Origin of the sequence: Bacillus sp. CH140a_4T, from assembly GCF_008923725.1 — a bacterium.
Taxonomy (GTDB): Bacteria; Bacillota; Bacilli; order Bacillales; family Bacillaceae_G; genus Bacillus_A.
Window position 1 is genome coordinate 826,501 of sequence record NZ_WBPF01000016.1, and the last position, 26,586, is coordinate 853,086.

29 protein-coding genes and 1 riboswitch are annotated in these 26,586 nt (G+C 35.2%); of the genes, 19 read left to right on the top strand and 10 right to left on the bottom strand.

What is annotated here, in order from left to right; genetic code table 11:
- A partial coding sequence (locus F8162_RS19890) for a beta strand repeat-containing protein (RefSeq protein ID WP_151869341.1) occupies positions 1-4,971 on the bottom strand: 4,971 nt, incomplete at its 3' end.
- 122 nt (positions 4,972-5,093) lie between these two features.
- Here F8162_RS19890 and F8162_RS19895 point away from each other — a divergent pair.
- On the top strand, positions 5,094-5,954 hold the full coding sequence (locus F8162_RS19895; protein WP_151630990.1) for a GNAT family N-acetyltransferase: 861 nt from the start codon (positions 5,094-5,096) through the stop codon (positions 5,952-5,954).
- 42 nt (positions 5,955-5,996) lie between these two features.
- Here F8162_RS19895 and F8162_RS19900 read toward each other — a convergent pair whose 3' ends face one another.
- Complete coding sequence (locus F8162_RS19900; protein ID WP_151630989.1) at positions 5,997-6,557, bottom strand: cysteine hydrolase family protein; 561 nt, start codon at positions 6,555-6,557, stop codon at positions 5,997-5,999.
- A 182-nt stretch (positions 6,558-6,739) separates the two neighbouring features.
- Here F8162_RS19900 and F8162_RS19905 point away from each other — a divergent pair, with 182 nt between their 5' ends.
- On the top strand, positions 6,740-7,000 hold the full coding sequence (locus F8162_RS19905) for a DUF6123 family protein (RefSeq protein WP_001195212.1): 261 nt from the start codon (positions 6,740-6,742) through the stop codon (positions 6,998-7,000).
- Positions 7,001-7,002: 2 nt separating this feature from the next.
- Here the strand turns inward: F8162_RS19905 and F8162_RS19910 are convergent, their stop codons facing one another.
- The 3 genes from F8162_RS19910 to F8162_RS19920 form a co-directional block, all read right to left on the bottom strand.
- Positions 7,003-7,908, bottom strand: a complete 906-nt coding sequence (locus F8162_RS19910; protein ID WP_151630988.1) for a DMT family transporter — start codon at positions 7,906-7,908, stop codon at positions 7,003-7,005.
- A gap of 13 nt (positions 7,909-7,921) precedes the next feature.
- Positions 7,922-8,308, bottom strand: a complete 387-nt coding sequence (locus tag F8162_RS19915; RefSeq protein ID WP_000573873.1) for a reverse transcriptase-like protein — start codon at positions 8,306-8,308, stop codon at positions 7,922-7,924.
- 69 nt (positions 8,309-8,377) lie between these two features.
- Entirely contained in the window at positions 8,378-9,250 is an 873-nt protein-coding gene (locus F8162_RS19920) for an aldose 1-epimerase family protein (RefSeq protein ID WP_151630987.1), read from the bottom strand.
- Positions 9,251-9,382: 132 nt separating this feature from the next.
- A riboswitch (PreQ1 riboswitch) is annotated at positions 9,383-9,427 on the top strand.
- A gap of 6 nt (positions 9,428-9,433) precedes the next feature.
- Between F8162_RS19920 and F8162_RS19925 the strand changes: the two genes are divergently transcribed.
- The 3 genes from F8162_RS19925 to F8162_RS19935 all read left to right on the top strand — a co-directional run bounded on the left by F8162_RS19925 (position 9,434) and on the right by F8162_RS19935 (position 10,919).
- A complete protein-coding gene (locus tag F8162_RS19925) occupies positions 9,434-9,922 on the top strand; it encodes a QueT transporter family protein (RefSeq protein ID WP_151630986.1) in 489 nt (162 codons plus the stop codon).
- 148 nt (positions 9,923-10,070) lie between these two features.
- The gene (locus F8162_RS19930) at positions 10,071-10,730 is read left to right on the top strand and encodes a ribonuclease H family protein (RefSeq protein ID WP_151630985.1); all 660 of its coding nucleotides are present in this window, start codon (positions 10,071-10,073) and stop codon (positions 10,728-10,730) included.
- Positions 10,731-10,742: 12 nt separating this feature from the next.
- On the top strand, positions 10,743-10,919 hold the full coding sequence (locus F8162_RS19935; protein ID WP_000358801.1) for a zinc-finger domain-containing protein: 177 nt from the start codon (positions 10,743-10,745) through the stop codon (positions 10,917-10,919).
- Positions 10,920-10,952: 33 nt separating this feature from the next.
- Here the strand turns inward: F8162_RS19935 and F8162_RS19940 are convergent, their stop codons facing one another.
- Both F8162_RS19940 and cspB read right to left on the bottom strand, forming a co-directional pair.
- A complete protein-coding gene (locus F8162_RS19940; protein WP_000534395.1) occupies positions 10,953-11,201 on the bottom strand; it encodes a DUF2564 family protein in 249 nt (82 codons plus the stop codon).
- Between the two features lie 119 nt (positions 11,202-11,320).
- On the bottom strand, positions 11,321-11,518 hold the full coding sequence (gene cspB, locus F8162_RS19945; RefSeq protein ID WP_001161731.1) for a cold shock-like protein CspB: 198 nt from the start codon (positions 11,516-11,518) through the stop codon (positions 11,321-11,323).
- 267 nt (positions 11,519-11,785) lie between these two features.
- Here cspB and F8162_RS19950 point away from each other — a divergent pair, with 267 nt between their 5' ends.
- The 8 genes from F8162_RS19950 (at position 11,786) to F8162_RS19985 (ending at position 18,343) form a co-directional block, all read left to right on the top strand.
- Positions 11,786-12,514, top strand: a complete 729-nt coding sequence (locus F8162_RS19950; RefSeq protein WP_151630984.1) for a YqcI/YcgG family protein — start codon at positions 11,786-11,788, stop codon at positions 12,512-12,514.
- Between the two features lie 138 nt (positions 12,515-12,652).
- Entirely contained in the window at positions 12,653-13,285 is a 633-nt protein-coding gene (locus F8162_RS19955) for a LysE family transporter (protein ID WP_000466560.1), read from the top strand.
- A gap of 19 nt (positions 13,286-13,304) precedes the next feature.
- Entirely contained in the window at positions 13,305-13,598 is a 294-nt protein-coding gene (locus F8162_RS19960) for a cytoplasmic protein (protein ID WP_151630983.1), read from the top strand.
- Between the two features lie 82 nt (positions 13,599-13,680).
- Positions 13,681-14,310, top strand: coding sequence for a sterol desaturase family protein (locus tag F8162_RS19965; protein WP_098259039.1), 630 nt, complete (start codon positions 13,681-13,683; stop codon positions 14,308-14,310).
- A gap of 246 nt (positions 14,311-14,556) precedes the next feature.
- Positions 14,557-14,898, top strand: a complete 342-nt coding sequence (locus F8162_RS19970; protein ID WP_151630982.1) for a DUF485 domain-containing protein — start codon at positions 14,557-14,559, stop codon at positions 14,896-14,898.
- A gap of 2 nt (positions 14,899-14,900) precedes the next feature.
- Positions 14,901-16,451, top strand: coding sequence for a cation acetate symporter (locus tag F8162_RS19975; RefSeq protein ID WP_001103251.1), 1,551 nt, complete (start codon positions 14,901-14,903; stop codon positions 16,449-16,451).
- 180 nt (positions 16,452-16,631) lie between these two features.
- Positions 16,632-17,981, top strand: coding sequence for an aspartate aminotransferase family protein (locus F8162_RS19980; protein WP_151631761.1), 1,350 nt, complete (start codon positions 16,632-16,634; stop codon positions 17,979-17,981).
- Positions 17,981-18,343 (top strand): DUF3986 family protein, encoded by a 363-nt coding sequence (locus F8162_RS19985; RefSeq protein ID WP_192797641.1) that lies wholly within the window; start codon positions 17,981-17,983, stop codon positions 18,341-18,343. Before F8162_RS19980 ends, F8162_RS19985 begins: the two co-directional genes overlap by 1 nt.
- A 63-nt stretch (positions 18,344-18,406) precedes the next feature.
- Here F8162_RS19985 and F8162_RS19990 read toward each other — a convergent pair whose 3' ends face one another.
- Entirely contained in the window at positions 18,407-19,570 is a 1,164-nt protein-coding gene (locus F8162_RS19990; protein WP_098873124.1) for a cation:proton antiporter, read from the bottom strand.
- A gap of 268 nt (positions 19,571-19,838) precedes the next feature.
- Between F8162_RS19990 and F8162_RS19995 the strand changes: the two genes are divergently transcribed.
- On the top strand, positions 19,839-20,669 hold the full coding sequence (locus F8162_RS19995; RefSeq protein WP_151630980.1) for a MerR family transcriptional regulator: 831 nt from the start codon (positions 19,839-19,841) through the stop codon (positions 20,667-20,669).
- Positions 20,670-20,817: 148 nt separating this feature from the next.
- Positions 20,818-22,173: an MATE family efflux transporter gene (locus tag F8162_RS20000; RefSeq protein WP_151630979.1), complete on the top strand. Its 1,356-nt coding sequence runs from the start codon at positions 20,818-20,820 to the stop codon at positions 22,171-22,173.
- Positions 22,174-22,209: 36 nt separating this feature from the next.
- Here the strand turns inward: F8162_RS20000 and F8162_RS20005 are convergent, their stop codons facing one another.
- Positions 22,210-22,875, bottom strand: coding sequence for a DUF421 domain-containing protein (locus F8162_RS20005; protein ID WP_000923941.1), 666 nt, complete (start codon positions 22,873-22,875; stop codon positions 22,210-22,212).
- 161 nt (positions 22,876-23,036) lie between these two features.
- On the opposite strand from F8162_RS20005, the gene F8162_RS20010 reads away from it, so the two are divergent.
- From F8162_RS20010 to F8162_RS20025, 4 genes are all read left to right on the top strand, one after another.
- Positions 23,037-23,615, top strand: coding sequence for a YdcF family protein (locus F8162_RS20010; protein WP_225990166.1), 579 nt, complete (start codon positions 23,037-23,039; stop codon positions 23,613-23,615).
- 149 nt (positions 23,616-23,764) lie between these two features.
- A complete protein-coding gene (locus F8162_RS20015; protein ID WP_151630977.1) occupies positions 23,765-24,082 on the top strand; it encodes a DUF4870 domain-containing protein in 318 nt (105 codons plus the stop codon).
- Between the two features lie 229 nt (positions 24,083-24,311).
- The gene (gene nfsA / locus F8162_RS20020; protein WP_151630976.1) at positions 24,312-25,046 is read left to right on the top strand and encodes an oxygen-insensitive NADPH nitroreductase; all 735 of its coding nucleotides are present in this window, start codon (positions 24,312-24,314) and stop codon (positions 25,044-25,046) included.
- 85 nt (positions 25,047-25,131) lie between these two features.
- Positions 25,132-25,716: a DJ-1/PfpI family protein gene (locus F8162_RS20025; protein ID WP_151630975.1), complete on the top strand. Its 585-nt coding sequence runs from the start codon at positions 25,132-25,134 to the stop codon at positions 25,714-25,716.
- 94 nt (positions 25,717-25,810) lie between these two features.
- On the opposite strand, the gene F8162_RS20030 is transcribed toward F8162_RS20025, so the two are convergent.
- Positions 25,811-26,536: a sulfite exporter TauE/SafE family protein gene (locus F8162_RS20030; protein WP_151630974.1), complete on the bottom strand. Its 726-nt coding sequence runs from the start codon at positions 26,534-26,536 to the stop codon at positions 25,811-25,813.
- Between the last annotated feature and the right edge of the window lie 50 nt (positions 26,537-26,586).

The following is a 26,586-nucleotide window of genomic DNA, read 5'->3' on the forward strand; positions in this document are numbered from 1 at the left end:
AACGGTACTACCAACAGCTGGTGTTTCAGTTGGATTCACTGCATATTCGTAGTTTACAAGAGCATTATTCGTTAAAGTGCCACTAGGTGGAATAGCGAGGATTTTCACTTGGAATGTAATAAAAGTAGTGCCTCCTGGTGAAATATCGTCTAAATGAATACCTAAGGAAGGATCTAATCCAGGTTGGGAAACGTTATTTATCGTAACGGAATTTGGGATGAAGGATGCACCAGGTCCAAGTCCATCTGTTAAAACTGTAGCACTGGCAGGGATATTTCCTGTGTTTGTAACTGCAATCGTATAAGTAACGATGTCCCCAATTGCAGCATTCGGTGTATTCACTGACTTCGTAGCGACAATAGTAGCATTGTTAATTTGAGTTGTTATTACGTTACTTAACGCATTAGAGGATACTGGAGGTAAGTTAGGATTTACGACATATTGGTAAGCGGTATTACTTTGATTAGGGATTGGATTCGGATTCGGGATGGAATTTACTTGCACTTGGAACGAAATTATTGTATTTGTATTCGGATTTATAGGGTCAATTGCTATGCCATTAGCAGGATTTGCATTAGAGAGTGTATTACCATTTACTGTTACACTATTTGGAATAAAAGAAGTCCCGCTTGGAATGGCATCTGTAAATATTATATTTGATGCAAGTGTGTTTCCAGTATTCGTTAAAGTAGTCGTATACGTAATAATATCATTTATATTAGCAAACTGTTTATTGGCTGATTTTGTCGCGGTAATCGTAGCGTTATTAATAGTTGTCTGTACAGTGTTAGATGCCACCATCTGCATGACGGCTGGTTTAGATGGGTCATATGTGTATTGGAAAGTAGTGCTCGATTGATTTGTAATTGGATTTACCGCAGGAATAGTTGGTACAAAAACTTGGAATGAAACGGTACGTGATGAATTCGCTCCTATCGTACCAATAAGAATGCCGTTAGCAGGATTTGCATTGGCTATAGGGACACCGTTAATCGTTACAGTATTCGGAAGGAAGATGGTACCAGCTGGAATGATATCTGTAAACGTTACATTAGAGGCAGGGATATTGCCGCTATTCGTTAAAATCGTTGTATACGTTATGACATCACTAACATCAGCAAAGTTTGTGCTCGTTAGTTTCGTAGCAACAATATTAGCAGTATTAATTTGTGTAGCTACTATATTGCTAGTAGCATTTCTCACAACAGCAGGTAAATTTGGATCGGCGATAAAGTTATATTGGAGTGCCGCGCTATTTTGAATTGGATTTGGTGAGGGTATCTCACTCGCGCTAATTTGGAAGACAATCGTTGTAAAACCACCAGCAGGAATTGTACCAACTTGAAGACCGGCGTTTGGGTCTGCGCCTAGCTGTAAAGTACCACCTATAAAAATACTATTTGGTACGAGTGTGGTGCCGGTAGGAATGATATCGGTAACGACTACATTATTTGCTGGAGTATTGCCAAGGTTAGCTAAGGAGATTGTATATGTGATTGGCTGCCCAACATCGGCAATAGTTAAATCTCCCTGTTTGACAATAACTACATTTGCTAAGTTAATTTGTGTACTTACAGTGTTACTTAAAGATATTTCTATAGTTGGTGGATCGCCTGGATTTAGAATAAAGCTATACTGTGTACTAGATGAATTTATTGTTGGGTTTTGGGCTGGTAAAGAGGTGACAGTTACTTGATAAGAAACAGTAATTTCACCGTTAGCAGGAATGGAGGGCAACGGAACACCTATATTTGGATCTGCGTTATTTTGTAGCACACCATTAATAAGGAACGTGTTTGGAATAAAGGTAGTGCCATCTGGATTTGTATCTACGAAAGTTGGACTATCAGCAGTAACACTTCCTGCATTCATTAAAAGAATAGTATAAGTTAATACATCCCCAACAGTAGCGAACGCTCGGTCCACTGTTTTTGTCGAAATGACATTTGCATCATTTACTTGAGTAAATGTAGTGGTTGAAGCTGTGTTCTTACTTACAGGTGCAGTATTTGGATCAACGATAAAATTATAGGAAATGGAAGCGCTATTTGAAATAGGGTTTGGGTTTGGAATGCTAGTGATTAATACTTGGAATGAAGCTGTAATTGTGGTATTAGCATTGATGCTACCAATGTTGATGCTGGCTGGTGTAACACCTGGCTGAGCAACATTGTTAATCGTAACACTGTTTGGTACAAAGGCAGTACCATTCGCAATTGAGTCGGATAGTACTACATTGTTCGCTGTAACATTTCCATCGTTTGTAAGAGAAAAAGTGTAAGTTAATATATCGCCAACTTCCGCAAACGTTTGATCTACTGATTTAGTAACTTGAAGGTTTGCTAGTCTAATTGTTGATGTAACAGAATTAGAATTTGCTGTTTTTGAAGTGGGTGGAAAGCTTGGATTTACAGTATATAGATAAGAGGCGAAAGCATTATTAATGATTGGATTTTGGGCGGTAATATTGATGACTGTTACTTGGAAAGAAAGGGTAAAAGTAGCACCAGCAGGAATTGTGCCAATAGGTAAGGCGACGAGAGAATCTACATTTTGTAAAACTCCGTTTAGTGTTACAGTACCAGGAGTCAATATCGTTCCATTCGGAAGTGGATCTGTTAGTTGAACGTTAGTAGCAGCTGTATTTCCGCTGTTTGTAATAAGAATTGTATAACTGATTGTCTCGCCAATTGTAGCAAATTGTTTATTTGTTGATTTTGTTAATGTTAGATTTGCATTGTTAATTTGAGTGGAAACGAGATTAGAAGAAATGTTTTTTGTAACGGGTGATTGGCTTGGATTGACGGTGTACTGATAAGAAGCGCTTGATCCGTTAGGTGCGACACCTGATGGAGGAATTGTAGTTACTACTACTTGAAATGAAATGTTTTTTGTCGTACCGGTTGGGATGGATCCTATATTTACACCGTTAGCGGGATTTGCGCCAACTTGTGTCGTTCCATCTATTGTTAAACTGTTTAGAACAAAAGTTGTACTAGTGGGAATGATATCTGTAAAAATAACGTTGTTCGCATTCGTATTACCTGTACCTGTAAAGGAAACGGTGTAAGTTAATGTATCACCAATATCTGCAAAATTTTTATCTACTGTTTTGGCCATAGTTACAGTAGCGTTATTTACTTGAGTAGATACGATATTGGTCGTATCAGTCCCACTTACTGCCGGCTGATTTGGCACAGGAATGTATTGATAAGTTGTTGTACCACTATTTAATATTGGATTTGTTTGCGGGATAGAAGGAACGAATACTTGAAAGGAAACAGTAGTCGTAGAATTAGCAGCAATAGTTCCGACGGATATACCATTAGCGGGATTTGCACCAGCTTGAGTAACGCCGTTAACAGTTACACTCCCTGGAATGAAAGTAGTCCCGCTAGGAATCGGATCCGTATAAACAACGTTCGTTGCTGCGATATTTCCTATATTAGCTAAGGCGATACTGTAAGTTAACGTTTCGCCAATATCAGTAAAGATTTTGTTAACTGATTTTGTTCCATTAATATCCGCGAGGTTAATTTGCGTTCCTGCAGAGTTACTTGTTGCAAGACCGTTAAAAGTCGTTCCGCCGGCAATTGGTGTATATTGAAATGTAATATTCGCAGTGTTAGAAATTGGATTTTGATTTGGAAGAGAAACGACAGTTGCTTGGAAAGTTACTGTACGAGAAGCATTGTTATTAATTGTTCCAAGAGATATACCAGCAGCCGGATTTGCATTTGTTTGTGGTACGTTATCTACCGTTACAGTGCCAGGTATAAAGGAAGTACCGTTAGGGAGTATGTCTGTAAAAGTAACGTTATTAGCAGGCAGAAGGCCGGTGTTAGGGATAGTAACGGTATAAGTGAGAATATCTCCAATTGCAGCGACGCTTTTATTCACGCTTTTCGTTGCTTGTATGTTAGGTGAGTTTATATTAATTTGTAACCCGACTGTATTTAACATATATGCATCTCCGTTAGTTGTTAAACGGATTGCAGCTGAGACTTGAGAATTTGTTAAATAAGGAGAAATATCAATAGAAGTAATGTCCCAACCTTGCCGGCCTGCGGAGATATTTGTGCTTGTAGCGGCACTTTGATTGCGTGTTCCGAATGTCCCAGTTGTATCTAAGTTTCCAGCCGCATTATTAATTTGAGAACCGAAGAAATTATTTATAGCATTGTTTGGTCCAGATAAAGCATTTAATGAGCTGAAATTTGGTCCAAATAAAGCTTGATCCCCAGTTAAATCAGCATCCCCTTCAGTAGAGCTTAAAAATAATCTCCCGCTTACAGGTCCCCCTGCAGGTGTTAAAAATCCTGAAACAGCTACATCTGCACTACCAGTATCAGCAGAAACACGGTTACCGGCTACGTAAATTGTTAAATTTCTTGCGGGCAAGGAACCGTTTTGATAAGCGACAATGAGCGTCCATCCAGAAGAATTAATAGCCCCGTTAGAAGCATCTAAAGGATCTACAAGTCCAGGGACAGCCCCAGTTGTATAAGAGCCTGATCCACCAGCCTGAATGAGGGATGTTACATCTGCTGAGCGTGTATAAAATCCAAATGTGACAGCTCCAGAAACGAATGTTTGATTAGAAGCTGTAACAGATGAAGGGGGAATCGAGTATGTTGACACAGGTGTTGTAAAAGAAACTGGGTTTCCTAATACACTCGTAATGTTTTGATCACGAGATAAATAGTTTCCGCCCCAAACAAGTTCTGCGTAAAGAATAGTACTACCAGCAGGTATATTTAAAAGAGCGGTAGAACTATTTTGTGTATAGTTTAATGTTGTCCCAGCAGGAAAACTCGGCACTTGTAAAGCGGTATTTGTACTTATAAATGCACCAATTGCCCCGATTGTACCAGCACGGTTTTGATTACTAATTTTACTTAAGCCTAAAGTATTACCTGTAATCGCGAGTGCGCCGTTAGTGGTGGTAGAAAATCGATTCGTAATGGGCATGTTGTCACCTCATTTACAATATAGTCTTGGTCAAAATAGGATATGTGTGTGTCAGATAAAAGGAAACATGTACAAGTTGATTTGATAATAATGATTTAAATGTCTAGATAAGGGGATGGATTATGATTGAATTGGAAATTAGGGTGGAGCGTCTTAGAAAAGAAAATATAAATGATATTGTTTCATTATCTTCTTATATTGGATGGGATTATAACGGAGAAGAAATTGCGACTATTTTTGACTCAGGTATTGTATACGGTGTGTGGAATGAGAGAGAGGAACTAATTGCTAGTGCGGCAATAATATTATATGGGGAGGAAGTAGCGTCTATTGGAATGGTCATTGTACATCCAGACTATAAGGGGAGAGGGATTGGAAAGGCGATAACGAATGCTTGCATGAATAGCGTATTAGGTCGAACTCCAATTATGCTTATTGCTACAGATGAGGGGAAGTCTTTATATAAAAAATTAGGATTTAGGGTAGTAAGTTATGTTTATAAATACATATGTAACTCGTACAATACAAATTTTAAATGTGCAGAAGATGAAGAATATATGATGGTTTATAAAAAGGGGGATTTAGAAGAAATAATAAGAATAGATGAAGGCGCATTTGGAACAAGTCGAAACGAGTTTTTAAAACAAAGAATTATGCAAAGCGATCAGTGTATAGTTGTAAAGGATAAGGAACAAAATGTATTAGGTTACGGTTTAAGTATACAAACACCAGAAAATAAAATAATAGGTCCAGTCGTTGCTAAAAATGATGCGATGGCAATGAGAATAGTACATGAGTTAGCAAAAGGGTATAGCGGAAAATTAAGAATAGATGTAACAGAAGGAAAGAATGATTTTATGAAAGAATTAGAGATTACTGGTTTTCAAAAGGTGAATACACCACCAATTATGATGAGAAATAGTGATCAATTTTTAAAAAGGAATAATGGGCTCTATAGTATTGCAGCACAAATTTTTGGATAAAAAAAGAATCCTTTCGTGAAAAGGATTCTTTTTACGGTTGATTTAATCACGATATTGATCATGAATAGGTTCAAAGAGGTCTTCCTCAATATCTCTCACCATAGAAAAATGATCAACGTTATAATGTCCATGTAGGGTTTTATTATGATGACCAATAATTTGTTCTGCAGGTAATACGCTAGAATCAGTTGTGGAATGACCGTTTTTAATTAATGTAACGTCAAATCCTTGTACAGTAGCTGTTCTAACGGCGGTGTCGATGCAATGTTCTGTTTTACATCCACCTATAACGAGATGGTTAATTTTTTCTTCTTTTAAAAGTTCAAGTAAAGAAGTGCCATAGAATGAGTTTGTTGCTGCTTTATTAATAAGGATTGCAGACTGAGGGACTTTAATTTGATTATGTACCTCAAATCCTTCTCCGCTGCCAGAAGCAACATCGATATCTCTTACGAAAACAATAAGGGCATTTGCATCTATTGCTTTCTGTACGGCTGTATTTAGTGTAGTTAATAACTCGGTTTTAAGAAAAACTTCATGTTCTTGTTCATTTCCATCCATTAATTCTTGCTGCGCATCGATAATTAATAGTGCTTGTTTCATCGTGTCTCCCCTTTAATATGAAATAAGTTCCACTATACATATTCATTCATATTGCAAGGAAATCCTCTATTGTCTATGCAGTAGACGATAGATTTACAAAGTTGTCAAAGAAATTTCATTCTCATAGCGTGTAAAAACATGTATGATAGGAGATGGAGAATTTTTGAGTAGGTGGGAATAACATGCAAACAGTAGAAGATTATCTTTCATTCTTACATACGAAAGGATTTAAATTATCAGAGGAAGCACAAGGGTTTATTATGTTCGGACAAGGATATACTGGTGCATCTGATGGAATTGTGAACGCAGCAATAGAAGCGACAATTAAACATCAATTACAGTTTGATGGGAGTTATTTTGTTGCATTATTAGAACGATTGAAAGAAGAAGAAATTACAGATAAAAAAAGCGCTAAGGCTTTTATGCGGAAGTTACAAGCGTAACTTCACGCAGCCTGCGCTTCTTTTTTTGTTTTGGAAGGTAATTCAACAAAAACCATGCCTAGGAAAATACATAGACATCCGATAATAGCAGAAATAGAAAGTTGTTCGTTTGCAACGAGAACGCCTGTTAATGCAGCAAAAACGGGCTCCATTGCAAAAATAATAGCTACTCTCGTTGGAGACGTATGTTTTTGCGCTGATGTTTGAATGAAAAAAGCAATGGATGTTGCAAATAGGGAAGTTAGAAATAGGGCGAATAAAAAGGAAGAATTCGTCCATAGTGCTACTGAAAATAATTTTTCCCAATCTTCAAACAAAAAGGCGCAAATAGAAGAAAACATACCGACAGCTAATACTTGTGATGTGCTTAATAATAAAGGTGATATTTTCTTAGAAAAGAAGCCGTTAACGAGAATATGAGCAGCGAAAGCAACTGCACAACCGAGAACGAGTATATCTCCAATGTTCAATTGAAAAGAATCACCAGCTGTTAATAAGTATAAACCTGCTGTTGCTACAGCAATGCCAAGTACGATGAAAATGGTAGCTTTTTGTTTTAAAAAGATAAAAGACAAAATGGGTACCATAACGATACTAAGCCCTGTTAAGAAGCCTGCTTTTGAAGATGTTGTATAAAGTAAGCCGAATGTTTGTAATACATAGCCAACACATAAAAAGAATCCAACGATCAATCCAGAGAGACTACTCTGTTTTATATCTTGTTTTGAAGTTTTTTTTGAGAAAATCATTTGAACGAATAATAAAATAATTCCAGCGAATAAAAAGCGAATACCATTAAAAGTAAATGGGCCAACGAAAGACATAGCATTTTGAACGACAACAAATGTAGCTCCCCAAATAAAAGAGACAAATAATAAAGCAAGAGGAGCAATCCAATCTTTTTTCACACTCATACCCCCGTTAATTTTGTAAAATAGCTTTTCTAGCTAATTCATCAGCAACTTTATTTTGACTACTCGGAATCCACTTAATAAAAAAGAGATCGAAACTTTTTATGTACTGCAATGCTTCCTCTAATAGTGGTGCAAACATTTTATTTTTTGCGTATTCTTTTTCGACAGCTCGCTCAACAAGTTGCGAATCTGTACGAAAAGAGACAATGTTATAATTATGCTCCGTGCAATATTTTAATGCTGCAAGTAAAGCGTGGTATTCTGCTTCATGATTGGACATTGTCCCAAGTGGTAATGATAATTGTACAGCTGGTTGAACCCCTTTAATAAACACCCCTGCACCAGAAGGACCTGGATTTCCTTTTGATGCACCATCAATATATACTTCAATCAAAATGAGAAACCTCCAAATTATAAGATGATCCCCTACTTATATGTTTCTTTGAAGTAGGGGATAGAGTAATTAGCCGATTGTAATGCTATAACGACATGTAAATGTTTCATTCACTTGTAAAGATTGAATTCCTTTTTTTTCCTTTAAATCTTTTGCTGGAGTTACTTCATCGGCAATTCCGTACCAAGGTTCAATACATAAGAAAGGTGCATTCTCACCTGTTGTCCATACGCCGACAAATGGGAATCCGTCAAATTCTACTTTTACAAATTTATTATGTTTATGAGAGCGAATAGAGATTTCATACGTATTCATATTTTCAAAAATAAGTGCATCATTTTTAAATAAATCGTATGTAAGTGGTAATTCATTCGTATTTTCAGCGATTAATTGCTTTTTGCTTGAAAGGTAAGGTCCTTCTAATACGCTTGTTTCTAAGCGTTCAGAACCATTAAATGATAAATGATAATCTGTAAATGATTCGCCCTCTAATAACGGGAAGTTGAAACCAGGATGTGCTCCGATTGAGAAGAACATCTCTTTTGAAGCAGGATTATTTACTTCATATGTTACATGAACGATTTGTCCGTCTAGCTCATAAGAAACAAGTAATTCGAATTCGTATGGGTATTTTTTTAATGTTTCTTCATTACTAGTAACAATATAAGTGATTTTCGTTTCACTTTGTTCTTTCACAGAGAATGTAAGGTCACGAGCAAAGCCGTGTTGTGTTAAAGAATATGGTTTACCATCTACGTAGTATGTATTATCTACTAATCGGCCGACAATTGGGAATAAAATTGGTGCGCGGCGCCCCCAATAAGTAGAATCGCCTTGCCATAAGTACTCGGTATTATCTTCTTTTAAGCGAACGCTTTGTAATTCTGCACCTTTGTCAGAAATGGAAACGATCACTTTTTCATTTTGAATTGTTGCTGTCATGAAGTGAAACCTCCTAAATCTTTCATATGTTTTATTATACGTTGTCTAAAAGAAAAAAGGTAGTTAATGATAGGAATCTATTGACGAAAGAGTGTGTATTGCGTAGAATATAATCTTGTTGCTTAAAAAACGAATAACGTGGTTCGAAACCATCCCACGTAAAAAAACTAAGGAGATTTTGTCATGAATATTAGAACATTAGTCGGTAATGGTATTTTAGCGGCATTATATATTGCTGTTTCTATGCTTATTCAGCCATTTGGCTTTACGAATGTACAGTTTCGTATTTCAGAGATGTTTAATCATCTTATAGTATTTAATAAGAAAGCAATTTACGGAATTGTATTAGGTGTATTTTTAACAAATCTCTTTTTCTCACCTATGATCGCTTACGACTTAGTATTTGGAGTAGGGCAATCTATTCTTGCATTAGTTGCAACGATTATTTCTATGCGATTTATTAAAGGTGTTTGGGCTCGTATGATTTTTAATACAGTTATTTTTACAATTACAATGTTTATGATTGCAATTGAACTGCATCTTGCATTTGATTTACCATTTATGTTGACTTGGTTAACATGTGCAGTCGGTGAATTTGTTGTCATGGCGATCGGTATGCCTGTCATGTACTGGATTAATAAGCGAGTACAATTTGAAAGATTTATGCAATAGATGAAAGAGCTATTCCTAAAGGGATAGCTCTTTTTGTATGTAATCACATTGAATATAATGCTGTGACTCTTGATACAATATAATAAAATAAAGTGAGGCTTTCATTAGCTGGCTACATATAAGAAGTCTTATATAAGGGGAATCTAGTATGAAATATAAAATTCATTGGTTGTATAAAACAAAGAGCAGTTTGCAGACGGAATTAACGACAGATTATATGCACATAGAAGATGTACTGCAATTTGCAGAGGATTTCGAGAAAACAGGAAGAGTGAAGGAACTATCATTTTATGATGAAATGGATGCAGAATGGTCATTAAAGGAAATGAAAAAGCTGAGTAAACAAGTGGAGGAAGAGCCCCAAGAAATACTCGTTTATTTTGATGGCGGTTATGATGTACAGACGAAAGAAGCTGGAGTAGGTATATGTGTATACTATAAAAAAGGAAATACAAAATACCGAATTCGCCGTAATGCATACATAGAAGGCATATATGATAATAATGAAGCGGAATATGCATCATTATTATACAGCATGAATATACTCGAGGAATTAGGGATTAAGTATGAAGCAGTTACACTTCGAGGTGATTCGCAAGTTGTTCTGCAGCAATTGGCTGGAGAATGGCCTTGTTATGATGAGCATTTAAATCATTATTTAGATCAAATTGAACAAAAGGCGAAGCAAATGAAATTAAAACTTGTATGTGAGCCGATATCTAGAAAACAAAACAAAGAAGCACACCAATTAGCTACGCAAGCATTAGAAGGAACAGTTATTGATAGTCATAAAGAAATAACCGAATAGAGAGGTGCAAAGGTGGATAAAAAGCAACTCATTACAGAGGTAAATGACTTATTAGAAACGTATTGTGAAGGGTGTTTTTTGCGAGAACATAATCGAAAGACAAATAGTAAGTATTATGCTCATTCTTTTTGTATACGGCAATGTACAGTTGGAGAAACATTGAAAAAGTATGGAGAACAGTTGTCATGAAAAAACATCCAGAGAAAATTCTCTGGATGTTTTTTAGTGTCTTGCTTCATTTAATTGATGCTCACATTTACTTAATTTTTTTTCCTCATTCATTAGAAATGGCTCATCTAAATCTGTCGCAACAGATTTCATAATTTCAAGCTGAGAGCGAGCGGCTTCTACAGCAGTAGTAGCATGCTCTAATGTATCTGGATCCATTGAAATTGTCGCTGATCCTACCATTTTTTGTGCTGTTTCTACACGGAATTTTACTTCTTCAAAATCATTTACTTCTGATCCCATTGCTAATTCCTCCTTTGTATATTGCGCATTTCACATAGTTTTTGCTCTGGAAAACGGAAATATACAAAGGAATAACAAAGGAGGTTACCAAGTTAGGTAACCTCCTGTCATATGTTGGATTAAAGTTTTACTACGTTAGCAGCTTGAGGTCCGCGGTTTCCTTCAGTGATATCGAAAGATACTTCTTGACCTTCTTCTAAAGCTTTGTAGCCGTCGCCTTGAATAGCAGAGAAATGTACGAATACATCGTCAGCGCCTTCCATTTCGATAAATCCAAAACCTTTTTCGTTGTTAAACCATTTTACTTTTCCTTGCATGTTACAATTCCTCCTAAAAACATTTGCTTTTTTCATTTAGTGAAATTCATTTGAAAAGATAATATAAACTAAAAATGCTATAATCTTGAATATTCTGCTAAATGATTAATTTAAATATACACGAATTGGTAGAATTTAGTCAAGTAAGCGATTTTATTTTTTTGTATTTTTAAATAATTTTTCAGCCGGATTTTTAAATAGGTATAGGACAGGCCGAGTATGTAATATTCTTAATTGAATGCTATACATAATGAGGTGAAAGAAAGAATGAACGAGTCTTATTTATTAGATAATGAAGGAATGAAAACGAGAACAGACATACCAAATTGGGTTACAAAGGAATTTCACAATTTTTCGAGTGTCGTGCTAGAACCAACTTTCCCGTGTTATTTCGGCTTAACAGCTTTGAAAAAGAATGAACTTCGTTATTCCTTCCTCTCTCATAATGATTGGAGTCATTTGCCGCATACAATGTTATCTTTTTTAGAATTAATGAAAGAGCGCCCAATTGTAAGAAGGGGATTTTTTCTTTTTGTAGAACCGGAATGTGAAGAAAAATCACTAGAATATTATCGTGATTACTTTTGGAAAGTACTACAATATTTACATGAAAACGATGATCAAACATGGCCGAAGCAAATTCCTGAAGACCCAGACCATTACTTATGGGAATTTTCATTTGGTGGGGAACCGATATTTGCATTTGGAAATGCGCCAGCGTATAAACAACGAAAAACTAGGCATTTAGGAAATTCTCTCGTTATTGGGTTTCAACCACGAACCATTTTTGATGGATTAGAAGGGGATCGCCCTAAAGGAGCATATTCAAGACAAACGGTCCGCGAGCGGGTTGAAAAGTGGGATCAGCTGCCGAAGCATCCTAATATTAGTCATTATGGTGATCCGGATCATCGCGAATGGAAACAATATTTCATAGGAGACGATGTAGAGCCGCTAAAAGGAAAATGTCCTTTTCTTCATAAGTTAGAAAAGTAAGAGCCATCATCTAGATGGCTCTTTTGCATATTTTGGATAAAAAAGGGTATTTTAGTAGTAAATATTTTGATGAAAGCTAGTCTATTTTTCATCATTACATCATTACTTAATAGTAAAGGTAGTAGAAAGGATAGAGCGATGTTTGGAGCGATTATACAACAAATTGTATTAGGTATTTCATTAGCTGCACCAGTAGGTCCGATTAATATTGAAATGTTAAAACGAGGAATTGAACGAGGTTTTTGGCATGCGTGGGTTGTTGGAATTGGTGGAATGACTGCGGATATTTTATTTATGCTTCTCATTTACTTCGGTTTATCTTCTGTGTTTATGTATACATATGTACAAGCTTTTATGTATTGCACAGGGTTTTTCTTATTATTTTATTTAGGATTTCAAAGTGTAAAACAAGGAATTTCCCACTCGAATATGGAATATAAAAAAGAAGAGGTAGGTGGCCTGAAACAATCGTTTATGGCAGGCTTTTTAATTGCGATATCCAATCCATTAAATCTCGTTTTTTGGTTTGGTATATACGGAAGTACACTTAGCTCATTGCTTACGAAGGTAACGAAACAAGAAGCCTTTTTGTACAGCCTTTGTATTATCGTTGGCATTATTTTATGGAATTTAAATATCGCTTTTTCTGTCCATTTTGGCAGAACTTTATTAAAGCAAAAAGCACTTGGCTATATAACAGCCGGAGCAGGTATTATTTTAGTAGGATATTCTATCCATTTTGCATACAAAGCTTTACAGTTGTTCACATAAGATTGAAGGGGAGATTTTTATGTATCGAACCACTATTGACGGAAAAGAAATTATTATTACGTTAGCACCAAAAATCCGAAAAGACATCACTGATAGGAATCCACTATATGAAGCGGTATTTCATAATGCAGCAAGATTACTACAAACAAAGCAACCAACGTTTGCGGTAAATCATGAAGTATTTGGGCTTATAATTGGAGAGGTACAAAGAGGAGAAGTAACAGTGTTTGCGGTGGAACATATTATTCCGAAGCAAAATATATTTGGATCGAACAATTTTTTCTCGACAATAGAGCAGCAGGCAAATTTGTAAAGTGAATAGAATAAGATAAAAAATAAAAGAAATAGTCGTAACGATATGTTGCGGCTGTTTTTTTGGAAAAGGGGGAAGGAAGATGAAGAGAGTGGGGAAAGAGTTCTTTTTACAACATGATATCGTTATTATGTATAGTATTTTATTTATTTTCATCATTATTTTAAAAATGCAATTTTTCACATGGATCGGTGTGTTGGCGTGTTTGTTTGGAATTGTTTTTTATACGCTTAACGAATATATGACACATCGGTTTTTATTTCACTTAAAACCGCCTAAAAACGTATTTTTATTAAAAATGTTAAGAAGATTACATTATGATCATCACGTGTATCCAGATGATTTAAAACTTTTATTTTTGCCAGTATGGTTTAGCATACCAAGCTTTACTATATATTTACTTATATCATACGCTATAGCAAAAAGTGTTACTATTACACTTTCATTTGGAATCGGAATGATTATTATGCTTCTCGTTTATGAATGGAAACATTATATTGCACATAAGCCAATTCGTCCCGTCACTAAGTTTGGAAGATGGCTCAAAAAACAGCACATATTACACCATTATAAAAATGAAAAGTTTTGGTTTGGTGTTTCAAATCCAGTATTCGATTTCATATTTGGAACGCTTAAAGATGGAAAAGACGTTGAATTAAGCGAAACAGCTCGTAATTTAGAAAAAGAGAAAAAGACAGAAGTAGTGCGATAAGCACTACTTTTTTATTTTGTTATAACGAGTATGAAAGCTTGGCTGGTACGGAATTGAAGTGCGTAATTTTTATGGTGAAAAAGTATATTAAAAACTTAGGGGAAAATGCCGAAAAATGTCTATCGAAAAATCTTTGCAGGAATGTATGGATTGTCTAAAATGAAAATAAGTTTCTGAATATTTATAAAATTTAGTCTTTAGCTATGCAAGGGGGAATTGTATTTCTAGTAAGAGAGGGGAATGGGAATGAAAAGAGATGATACGTCAGCACGTAAGCTACAAAATGAAGTGAATTATACAGAGGTTGTTCAGTCAGAAGAATTTCAATTGCTATTAAATACGAAAAAGAGGTTTATCGTTCCGATGAGTATTTTCTTTTTAAGCTTTTTTATTGCACTACCTATTTTAACATCGTATTCAAAGGTGCTCAATACACCAGCATTTGGGGATGTTACGTGGGCATGGGTGTTTGCATTTGCACAATTTATCATGACGTGGTCATTATGTATGATTTATAGCAAAAAAGCAGAATCCTTTGATAAAATCTCGCAAAACATTCTGCAAGATATGCAAAAAGGGAGGGGCTAACTTTGAATGTAACCGCATTTGCACTATTTTTAATCATCGTTCTTGGTACATTAGTCATAACTTATTTTGCATCGAAAAAAACGAAAAATGCGAGTGAGTTTTATACAGCTGGAGGAGGATTAACTGGTTGGCAAAATGGTCTGGCTATTGCAGGAGATTATATGTCTGCTGCGTCTTTTCTTGGTATAGCTGGAGCTATTGCATTAACTGGTTTTGATGGGTTCTTTTATAGTATCGGTTTCTTAGTTGCTTACTTAGTTGTATTATACTTAGTTGCAGAGCCACTTCGAAATTTAGGGAAGTACACGTTAGCAGATATGATTGCGGCGCGTTTTGATGCGAAAAAAGTTCGCGGCGTTGCAGCGCTTAATACGATGACGATTTCAATTTTTTATATGATTGCACAATTAGTTGGGGCTGGTGCACTTATTAAATTATTATTAGGGATCGAATATACGACATCCGTTTTAATCGTTGGTACATTAATGACAGTGTACGTTATTTTTGGCGGAATGACTGCGACGAGCTGGGTACAAATTGTCAAGGCTGTATTACTTATGGCTGGTACATTTATTATTTCTGTTATCGTTTTCTCAAAATTTAATTTTAGTGTGACTGAAATGTTCGCGCAAATGAAAACAGCTACGCCATTAAAAGATTCATTTTTAAACCCAGGAGTAAAGTATAAAGATGGTCTTGATACACTTTCTTTAAATTTAGGACTAGTCCTTGGTACTGCTGGATTACCACATATTCTTGTTCGCTTTTTTACAGTACGTGATGCAAAAACAGCACGTCAATCTGTTGTATACGCTACGTGGTTAATTGGCGCATTTTATATTATGACAATTTTCTTAGGATTTGGGGCAGCGGCATTTGTAGGGAATGAGGCAATTATTAAAGCAAATCCTGCTGGTAATATGGCAGCACCTTTATTAGCGAAAGCATTAGGTGGAGATTTCTTATTTGCTTTCGTATCAGCAATTGCCTTTGCAACGATTTTAGCTGTAGTGGCGGGACTTGTATTAACAGCCGCATCAGCATTCGCACATGATTTCTATAATGAAATCATTCGCAAAGGGAAATCAACGGAAAAAGAGCAAGTGTCAATGGCTCGCTATGCGTCTATTGGAGTAGCGGTATTATCCATTATACTAGCGTTATTTGCTCAAACATTGAATGTAGCATTTTTAGTTTCATTAGCATTTGCAGTTGCAGCGAGTGCAAATCTACCAGTTATATTATTCACAATATATTGGAAGCGTTTCAATACAACAGGTGCTATCTCTGGTATGATTGTTGGTCTTGTATCAGCAATTGTTCTCGTAGCGTTAAGTCCAAATGTTTGGAACCCTGTAGCTGGAAAAGCTATATTTGTTGGGGAAGCGATTTTCCCATATACGACACCTGGAATTATTTCCATTCCGCTTGGATTCCTTGCTGCATATTTAGGAACTGTGTTATCTAGTAAGAAAGAAGATGCAGCGAAATTTGATGAGATTCTTGTGAAATCTAATACTGGTCATGGTATTAGTGATGCATCTTCCCATTAAAAAGAGAGGGGCTTTTCGATATATAAGAAAAGCTCTTTTTTTCTTGTAAATATTACTGTAGTGTTAGTAGGATTTTGTCTTAATTTTGTGGAATGAAAATAAGTAGGGAGAAAATTAAATCATCATGGCACCAGCGCAGCTTTTGTGAAAAATAAGTTGTTATGGAAGGTGGAAGAAATGATGAAAACGAAACAGACTGATGAATTATTAGCAAAAGATGAGCAATATGTTTGGCACGGAATGCGTCCCTTTAGTCCAAATAGTACAATGGTAGGGGCAAAAGCAGAAGGGTGCTGGGTTGAAGATATACAAGGAAAACGATATTTAGATGGTATGAGCGGTCTTTGGTGTGTGAATAGTGGATATGGAAGAAAAGAGCTTGCAGAGGCGGCTTATAAGCAATTACAAACATTATCATATTTTCCGATGTCACAATCGCATGAACCGGCTATAAAGCTTGCTGAAAAATTAAATGAGTGGCTTGGAGGAGAGTATGTTATTTTCTTCTCTAATAGTGGTTCGGAAGCGAACGAAACAGCTTTTAAAATAGCAAGGCAATACTACGCTCAAAAAGGTGAACCGCATCGTTATAAATTTATGTCACGTTACCGCGGGTATCATGGAAACACAATGGCTACGATGGCAGCGACGGGACAAGCGCAGCGTAGATATCAATATGAGCCATTTGCTTCAGGATTTTTACATGTAACGCCGCCAGATTGTTATCGTATGCCTGGAATAGAAGCAGAGAACATTTATGATGTAGAATGTGTAAAAGAAGTAGATCGTGTTATGACATGGGAATTAAGTGAAACGATTGCAGCTTTTATTATGGAACCAATTATTACGGGCGGAGGCATATTAATGCCGCCACAAGACTATATGAAAGCTGTTCATGAGACATGTCAAAAACACGGTGCCTTGCTCATTAGTGATGAAGTGATTTGCGGTTTCGGACGTACAGGAAAAGCATTTGGATTTATGAATTATGATGTAAAGCCTGATATTATTACGATGGCAAAAGGGATTACGAGTGCATATTTACCGTTATCAGCGACAGCTGTGAAAAAAGAAATATATGAAGCATTTAAAGGGAAGGGAGAATATGAATTCTTCCGTCATATTAATACATTTGGTGGAAATCCTGCAGCTTGTGCATTAGCACTTAAAAACTTAGAGATTATGGAAAATGAAAATTTAATTGAGCGATCTGCACAAATGGGTTCGCTTTTATTAGAGCAATTAAAAGAAGAAATTGGAGAACATCCACTTGTTGGGAATATTAGAGGAAAAGGTCTACTAGTTGGAATTGAACTAGTAAATGATAAAGAGACAAAAGAGCCAATTGATAACGACAAAATTGCAAGTGTTGTAAATGCTTGTAAAGAAAAAGGCTTAATTATAGGACGAAACGGTATGACAACAGCAGGATATAATAACGTCATAACATTAGCGCCACCACTTGTTATTTCAAGTGAAGAAATTGCCTTTGTTGTTGGGACGTTGAAGACAGCGATGGAACGTATTTAATGAATCGAGCGAGCTGTAATATACAGCTCGCTTTTGTTTATTATGTGAAATATGATAAATTTTCAAAGGGGGGGGAATTTATTATGAAGAAATATGATCCTAGTCAACATTATCACATCGGATATTATGAAGATGGATATGATTTAGAAGTGACGGCGTACAAAAGAATAAATGAACCAGTTTGGGATGCTTATATTCCGCATTATGAAGCAGGCGATTTTTATAAGAAAGTGGAGAAAATGAAGCTAGGTGAATATGTAGATGATTACGGCATTATGGTGTATTCATTTAGTAATGATATGGATGATGAAGAAGCACGAATTATTTTTGAAAATTGGTTAAAAACGAACGGAATTGTTTAAAGATAAAATGAAAAAAGAGATTACTATCTTATAAGATAGTAATCTCTTTTTATTGTAGAAAGCTTATTTACTTGCTTTCATTGCTTTATCTTTTGCACCAAAAGTGTATTTTAACATTGGTGGTGTAATCATTGTAGTTAAAATAACGACAATAACGATAGCTGTAAAGTAATCTTGTGCTAGTAGACCTGAAGAAAGTCCTGTTCCTGCGATGATAAGTGCAACTTCACCACGAGAAACCATTCCAGAACCGATAATTGCAGAAGACTTAGCGTCAAATCCAGTCATTCGTGCACCTAAGCCACAACCAATTAGTTTCGTTAATACAGCGATTACTGTTAATGCTAAGATGAACCAAATTTGATTGCCAATACCGTCAAATGTAATATTCATACCGATACTTACGAAGAATACTGGAACGAACATAGCGTAAGCGATTGGTTCTACTTTCTTTTCTACTTCATGTTTGTAGTTCGTTTGAGAAATAGCGATACCAGCTGCGAAAGCACCGATAATACCCGCAATTCCTAATAATTCACCGAAATATGCGAATGAGAAACAGATGATAAGAGCCGCGCTCACGATAGACTCAGATACGCGCAGTGGTGATAACCAGCGCATGATTGCAGGAACACCTTTCCATCCGATTAAAATAATAGAAGCGAAGAATACAACTTTCTTCAAGATAACCATTGTTAAGTTAACATCGTCTGTACCTAAGAAGCTCATTGCAAATGCTAATAAAATAACAACAAGAATGTCATCAAATACAGCCGCGCCCAGCATAGTTGTACTTTCACGTGTTTTCATCTTTCCTAAATCACGAAGTGTTTGTACGGAAATACTAACACTTGTCGCACATAGAAGTAATCCTAAAAATACAGCATTTCCTTGTTCCATCCCCATAACAAGACCAGAAACGTAACCACCTACGAATGGTAGAACGATACCTCCCAGTGCAACTGCTAAAGAAGAATTACGATTTGCGTTTAATTCCTCTAAGTCTGTTTCAAGACCAGCCATAAACATTAAAAGAATAACACCGACATTACTTAATTGTGTTAGAAGCTCTGAATTTTCAATCCAACCTAATATAGCTGGACCGATAACGATACCGACAATTAATTTACCTAGTACAGAAGGTTGACCTAGTCTAACACTAAGATCACCAGCAAGCTTTGTACTTAATAAAATAAGTGCAATTTGAAAGAAAAATTCGAAATCCATCGGATCCTCTCCTCATCATTTTTATTTTTATCATACGATTTCTCGGAATTTGCCTAATGAAAATATGTAAAACCCATTAAACAAAGGGTCTGATTACAAGTTCTTTTGAACTCGTAATTTGAACCTGTAATTAATATATAATAAAATGTATGAAAAATCAATGAAAAAATAGCAGATTTTCATGATAGGATTCGATTTAGGTATGGAGGGAATCACTATATAATAAGAAGAAATAAGGCTACATTTTTTATGAATTGGAGAAGGACATATGTTATTAAATAAACGCTTTACAATTGGAGAAATGGCAAAAATGCATAATATAGCAGAATCTACATTACGTTATTATGATGAAAAAGGTATCTTTCATCCGTCTACTGTAGATCCGCAAACGAATTATCGTTATTACACAATCGATCAATTTTCACTATTAGATACGATTAAATTTTTACGCCAATTAAATATTCCATTAAAGGAAATTAAGAAATATATTGATGAAAGAAATCCAGCATATGCACTCGATTTACTTGAAAAGCAGCAAGAAATGATGTTGAAAAAACAAAGAGAAGTTGAGTATACTTTGGCAAAAATGGAACATAGAATTCATTTAATAAAGAAGGCGACGAAAGCGAAAACAAATCGAATTGTTATGAAAAAGATACCGAAAAGAAAAATAACAGCGATTGCAGTGGCGCCTAATGCAACAGATGATATGTTTGATTATTATATACATTCGCTTCAAAAAAATATGAAGCAAATTGATGATAGTATATTTTCAGGAGATATAGGTGTGACAATTTCAAAAAAAGCATTAATGCAAAATGAGTTTCAAGCATATAGCAGTGTTTTCATTCTTTTAGATTACATGCCTTTTCAAGTACATAGCTCAGATGAAATTAAAGAAGGTATGTTTGCCTGTGTATATCATCACGGCCCATATGAAGAAACGGATGAAACATATAAGAAATTAATGAAATATATTGATCAAGAAGGATACGAAGTAAGTGGAGATGCGATTGAGATTGCATTAATTGATTGGTCTGTAACAGAAAATCCAGAGGAGCAAGTAACTGAAATTCAAATTCCTATCATGAAAAAATAAAGCAATCAGTTATAGACCTCGTATCATTACAAATTGATATTAAACACGATAATTCAGTTACCTATTTTTAAAATTCTCTATTGACCTTCAAGTTACTTGAAGGTTTAAACTAAGAAAAGAGAGTTGAAAAAAAGGAGCATATTAGAGTATGGAAGCAACAGAAAAGTTAAGAGAAAAACCAATAAAAAGCTTATTTATTTCTTATTTAATACCAGCCGTTCTAGGAATGGTGTTAATGTCAGTTAATATTGTAATTGATGCGGTTATGATTAGTAGAGGAGTTGGAGCAAACGGATTAGCAGGAGTAAACGTGGCTATTCCAGCGTTTTCAATTTTCTTCTCAATTTCATTATGGATTGGAATGGGAGGGGCAACATTATATTCCATTGCATTAGGTGAAAATAAAATAGAAAGAGCAAGGTCTATTTTTACTCAATCCATGACAGTAGCAGTAATTATAGTAGGTGTTTTAGCAGCAATTTGCTTATGGAGAATAGAGGATTTAGCTTATCTATTCGGTGCAAATGAAGTGATTTTACCGTATGCGTTAGACTATTTACATGTGTTATTAATGTTTGGAATGATATACGTTTTAGAAAATATTTTAAGTACATTTATACGAAATGACGGAAATCCTAATTTAGCAATGGCAGGTCTAGTTGTAACGGCTGTATTAAATATAGTGTTTGACTATATCTTTATTTTCATCTTTGGATGGGGCGTAACGGGTGCTGCTTCAGCGACTATTCTTTCAGCAGCAATTGGTTTCCTTGTATTATTAACGCACTTCTTTAGAAAAAGTAGTATTTTAAAGTGGACGAAATTCCATTTTGAATGGGATACAGTTAAACAAATTATGATCATAGGTTTCCCGAGCTTTACAGCAGAAAGTACAGTAGCGATTGTTACAATTGGTTTTAATATTGCATTCGTTCAATATGCAGGAGAAGTAGGAGTCGCTTCTTATGCGATGGTGAATAGTATTCACGCTATGACATTACTATTATTCTTTGGTGTTGGAGCAGCATTACAACCAATCGCTAGTTTCCATTACGGTGCAAATTTATCAGAGAGATTGCGTGAAGGATTAAAGTTCGCTGTAAAAATTGCGATAGTACTCGGTGGTATTGCAATAATTGTCGGATTATTCTTCGGGAAATATATTATTGGTCTATTTGATGTCCAATCTCCAGAGCTGTTGGAGTTAACGTTAACGGGTATTAGCTTGTTCTTTATCCAATATGTATTTTTAGGCTATAACATTGTGTATGGAGAGTATTTCCAATCAGTGCGACAAACGACAAAATCAGTGCTGATTATAATGAGCCGAGGGTTACTATTTATTATTCCATTATTATGGATTATGCCAAAATTATTTGGGATAAATGGAATTTGGCTCGTTATGCCAGTAGCTGAAGTATTGACAGCGATTATCGTATTTACGATGAATCGTATGAAACATCCTGTTCCATTAAATATGGCGGGAGAGAAAGAAGCGATATAATGAAGAAAATCCCCTTGAGCAAGTGAGGGGATTTTTTTATTCTTTTAAACTAATCGCAAAAGATCCATCTGTTTCTTGAACAGATGCGAAAGCAACGCTTTTAATATTAGTGATGCCTTTTTCTTTTAATTCTTTATATAACCATTTTTCGTCCTTATGAATTAACTTTAAGTTATCGTATTGAATTTGCGAATCAACGATAAGGGCAATGGGTAATCCGGCATACGTAACATCTATGTTCAAATCTTTTGGAGTTAATGGTACAAGCTCACGCTTTGGTAAAATACTAATGGCTCCGTTTGCTTCTAAAATAGCATATTCAATTTCATGAACACTTGGGTATCCTGCGACGCGAAGGTTAGACAGTAGTTCAGCAATTGGATATCTACTTTTTTGTAAGTTCTCAAAAATAATATCACCATGTTTAATTAAAATGATAGGGTGCCCAAGAATAAACCGATTTAGTTTGTTTAGTAAACTTAATTTTGTAAGAAGTAAATGCAAACATGTAATAACGACCATACCGAGAAAAGCTTGCAAAGCACCAGAGACTGGTATGGCCTGAAAAGCTAAATAAGATAAAAAGATAATAGCACCAAAATCATGAGGAGTTAGTTGTGCTAAAGCAGATTTACCGAGCATCTTAAGTGATAGTAAAAATAAGATAAAAAAGAACGATACGTTACATAAAAAGAGAAGCAATAGAGACACTCCTTCGTGCAAAGTTGTACTTACTGTTCCCGAAAGAAAATATAAATATTACTTTCCGAAGGATAAATTAGGGTGAATTGGAATTTGTCTGTATACAAACAAATAAATGGATATTATCATGAAAGAAGAAAAGAACATAGGGGTATATGGATATGAGAAAGAAGAAAATAATTAAGTATATAATAGGAATTATAATGGTTTGTGCCGTTTATGCGGGATTTTTACAATATAACATTTATAAGCATGGGCAAATGAATGCTACCTACGATGCGGATTATATAATTGTATTAGGCTCGAAAGTAAACGGAACGAAACCGTCGTACTCATTGCAATATCGTATTGATAAAGCAGCTGAGTATTTACAATCACATGAAAAAACAATTGCGATTGTGTCTGGAGGGAAAGGAAAAGGCGAAGATATTTCAGAAGCATTAGCAATGAAAAATGGATTAATGAAATTAAAAATTGCAGAAGACCGCATTATTATGGAAGATAAGTCAACAAGTACAGATGAGAATATTACATTCTCAAAACCGTTAATTCCAGACAATATGAAAAAAGGAATGATCGTAACAAACGATTTCCATATGTTTAGAGCGAAAAAAATAGCAGCAAAACAAGGGTTACAATTAGAAGGTCTTCCGGCCGAAACACCGAAGCGAATTGTCATTCCATCGAATATACGAGAGTATTTAGCCATTACGCAATATTGGTTTATGAACCGAATATAGAGAAAAATAATCCCGCCTGGAAATCTAGGCGGGATTATTTTTGATGAGAATCTTACAAAGATGTCATGTTTATGAAAGGTAAAGCGATAGTTTCTAGAATGGATTCCTGACATAATGAAGATAACAAAAACTATTTAGAGGTGAATCGGATGAAAGGAAATAATATATTATCTTCACTATGTTACTTTAGTATCTTTTTTGCACCATTTTTACTGCCAATTATCGTGTACTTCGTTGCGGAGGATGAAGTGAAATACCACGCGAAAAAAGCATTTTGGTCACATATTTTCCCGTATGCGATTTTATTTGGTGGATTGGCAGTATCCGGCATATATGGTGTAAGCTTCAATCAATCCGATGGTGCTGGAATTGGCATGATGATCACATATGCGGTGTTCATTCTTGTAGGGATTTATTACTTCATTTGGAATATCGTAAAAGGTATTACAGTTTTGAAAACAGCGTAAAATAAGGAATAATTCGATGTAAGTTTGTCGGTATTTGTCGGTAAGTCGAGATATTCGAAGAATGGTTGATGTTGTGCAAGGAATCGTCGATATAATTTCATTTACCGTATTGATAGACGTTTTAAAAAGAGCAATTCAAAAAGAATTGCTCTTTTTGTGCTTATAAGTTGTGAATATTGAAAAAGATATGTTAATTTTTCATTATGAAGAGAAAAAAGGAGTGTTTTTCATGAATGAGATTATACATAAAATGGAGCAACACGTTTCAGTTCGTAAATATAAAGAAGTATCAATTCCGAAAGGTGTAGTAGAAAGAATGGTGCAAGCTGCGCAGCATGCCGCTTCCTCGCATTTTGTACAGGCGTATTCTGTTATATATGTAACCGATCAAGATCTAAAGGCTAAATTAGCAGAGTTATCCGGAAATCGTCACGTGAAGGATTGCGCAGCATTCTTTGTTTGTTGTGCAGATTTAAAACGACTTGAAATGGCATGTGAACAGCATGGTACAGAGATAAAGCATGAAGGAGTAGAAGACTTTATCGTTGCGACGGTAGATGCTTCACTTTTCGCGCAAAACTTAGCACTAGCAGCAGAATCGTTAGGATACGGTATTTGTTATATTGGTGGTATTCGTAATAATCCGAGGGAAGTAAGTGAATTGCTTCGTTTACCAGATAAAGTATACCCTGTATTCGGAATGACAGTTGGTGTTCCAGATGAAGATCATGGAGTGAAACCACGTTTACCAGTAGCTGCAATCCTTCATGAAAATGGGTATGATGGAAAGAAATATGATGAATTATTAAACGAATACGATGAGACGATGAGCTCGTATTACAAAGCAAGATCATCAAATAAGAAAAACGTAACATGGACGGAATCAATGAGTTCGTTTATGTCTAAAGAAAAAAGAATGCATATGAAAGAATTTTTAAGTGAAAAAGGATTTAATAAGAAGTGAGTAAAAAGGCAGACCTGCATGTAGGTCTGCCTTTTTGGAGGAGAAATAGGATTATCTTCGAATAAGTATAGGGGGAGGAGATAATATGAAAAAAGCTTTAATCTTTTTATTTGATGGATTTGCAGAATTTGAAGTGAATATAGCGAGTTTATTTTTGATAAGTAAGGAATTTGAAATAATAACAGCAACTGTAGACGGAAAAACCGTTACAGGAGAAGGTGGGTTTTTGTGTCAACCACATGTCGCTATCGAGCATATTGAAGTAGCAGACTATGAAGTGCTTATCGTACCAGGAGGACATATTTTTGAGCATTTAGAAAATGAAAAGTTGTTATCTATCGTGAACGAATTACATAAGCAAAATAAATGGATAGCAGGTATTTGTGCAGGGACATCTTTACTACATGCGGCAGGAGTACTTAATAAGAAGAAATTTTCAACATCATTAACACCAGGTGAAAAACAATTAGCGCATTTACATGAATGGGAATATAAACAAAATAAAGATGTAACCGTTGATGGAAAAATAATAACAGCGGTAGGGTCTGCGTACGTTGAATTTGCTGCTGAAATAATGAAGCAGCTCAATTTATTTAATGAAGCTGAAGCGAATGAGAACTTGCAGTACTTTAAAAATGTAACAGAGCTTTGTGATGAAACGTTAGTATAAGTGAATATAAAAAGCGGCATAATAGCCGCTTTTTATCGTTTAAATCTATAAGTTTTTGTACAATTTAAAGCATCTATTGTCTTGAAAAACTTACTTATAACAAATGTAAACTTTCAATAAGAAGATACATACCCGTACAACTTAAAAGGATATACGTAAATATTTTGAAAATCCGTTGATTAAGCCATTTGAAAATAATTTGACCTATATACAAACCTAGAAATACGATTGGAATAGCATAAAAACTTGATTCCCAAATTATTTTGTTTGTGCCAGTAAAGAGTATTTGAGTTAGTAGACTAATGAAATATATAAATAGATAAAAAGCTAATGTAGTTGCTCTCAATTTCTCTTTTTTCGTATCAGTTCCTGTAAAGTAAAGTAACAGGGGTGGTCCTGGCATACCGATACTTGTCGTTAAAAGACCAGATAATCCGCCAACTATGAAATCTCTAGATTTTGTTGATTGAATCTTAAAGTTGCATATTAGTATCAACGTTAAAAGTAAGAGCAGGATGCTAATTGCTAATTTAAATGTGTTGATGTTAATAGAAGTGAAAATGATGATACCAAAAGGAACACCAATTATACTTCCGAAAATTAATCTTTTCAGTAGAATAAAATCAATGTCCATTCTTATTTTCCAAATGAGCGATATGGAAATAATTAATGATAAAATGATATTTATTTGTATAGCTTCTTGTGGTAGAAATAACATGAGTAAGAAAGGTGTTGCCATAATAGAAAAGCCAAAACCTGTACTTGTTTGTAAAATAGAAGCTACTAATATAATACATATGAAAATGAATATAATCTCCAAAATAGCCCTCCTACATAATCAGATCCAATACATATTTTAACATAAAGTGA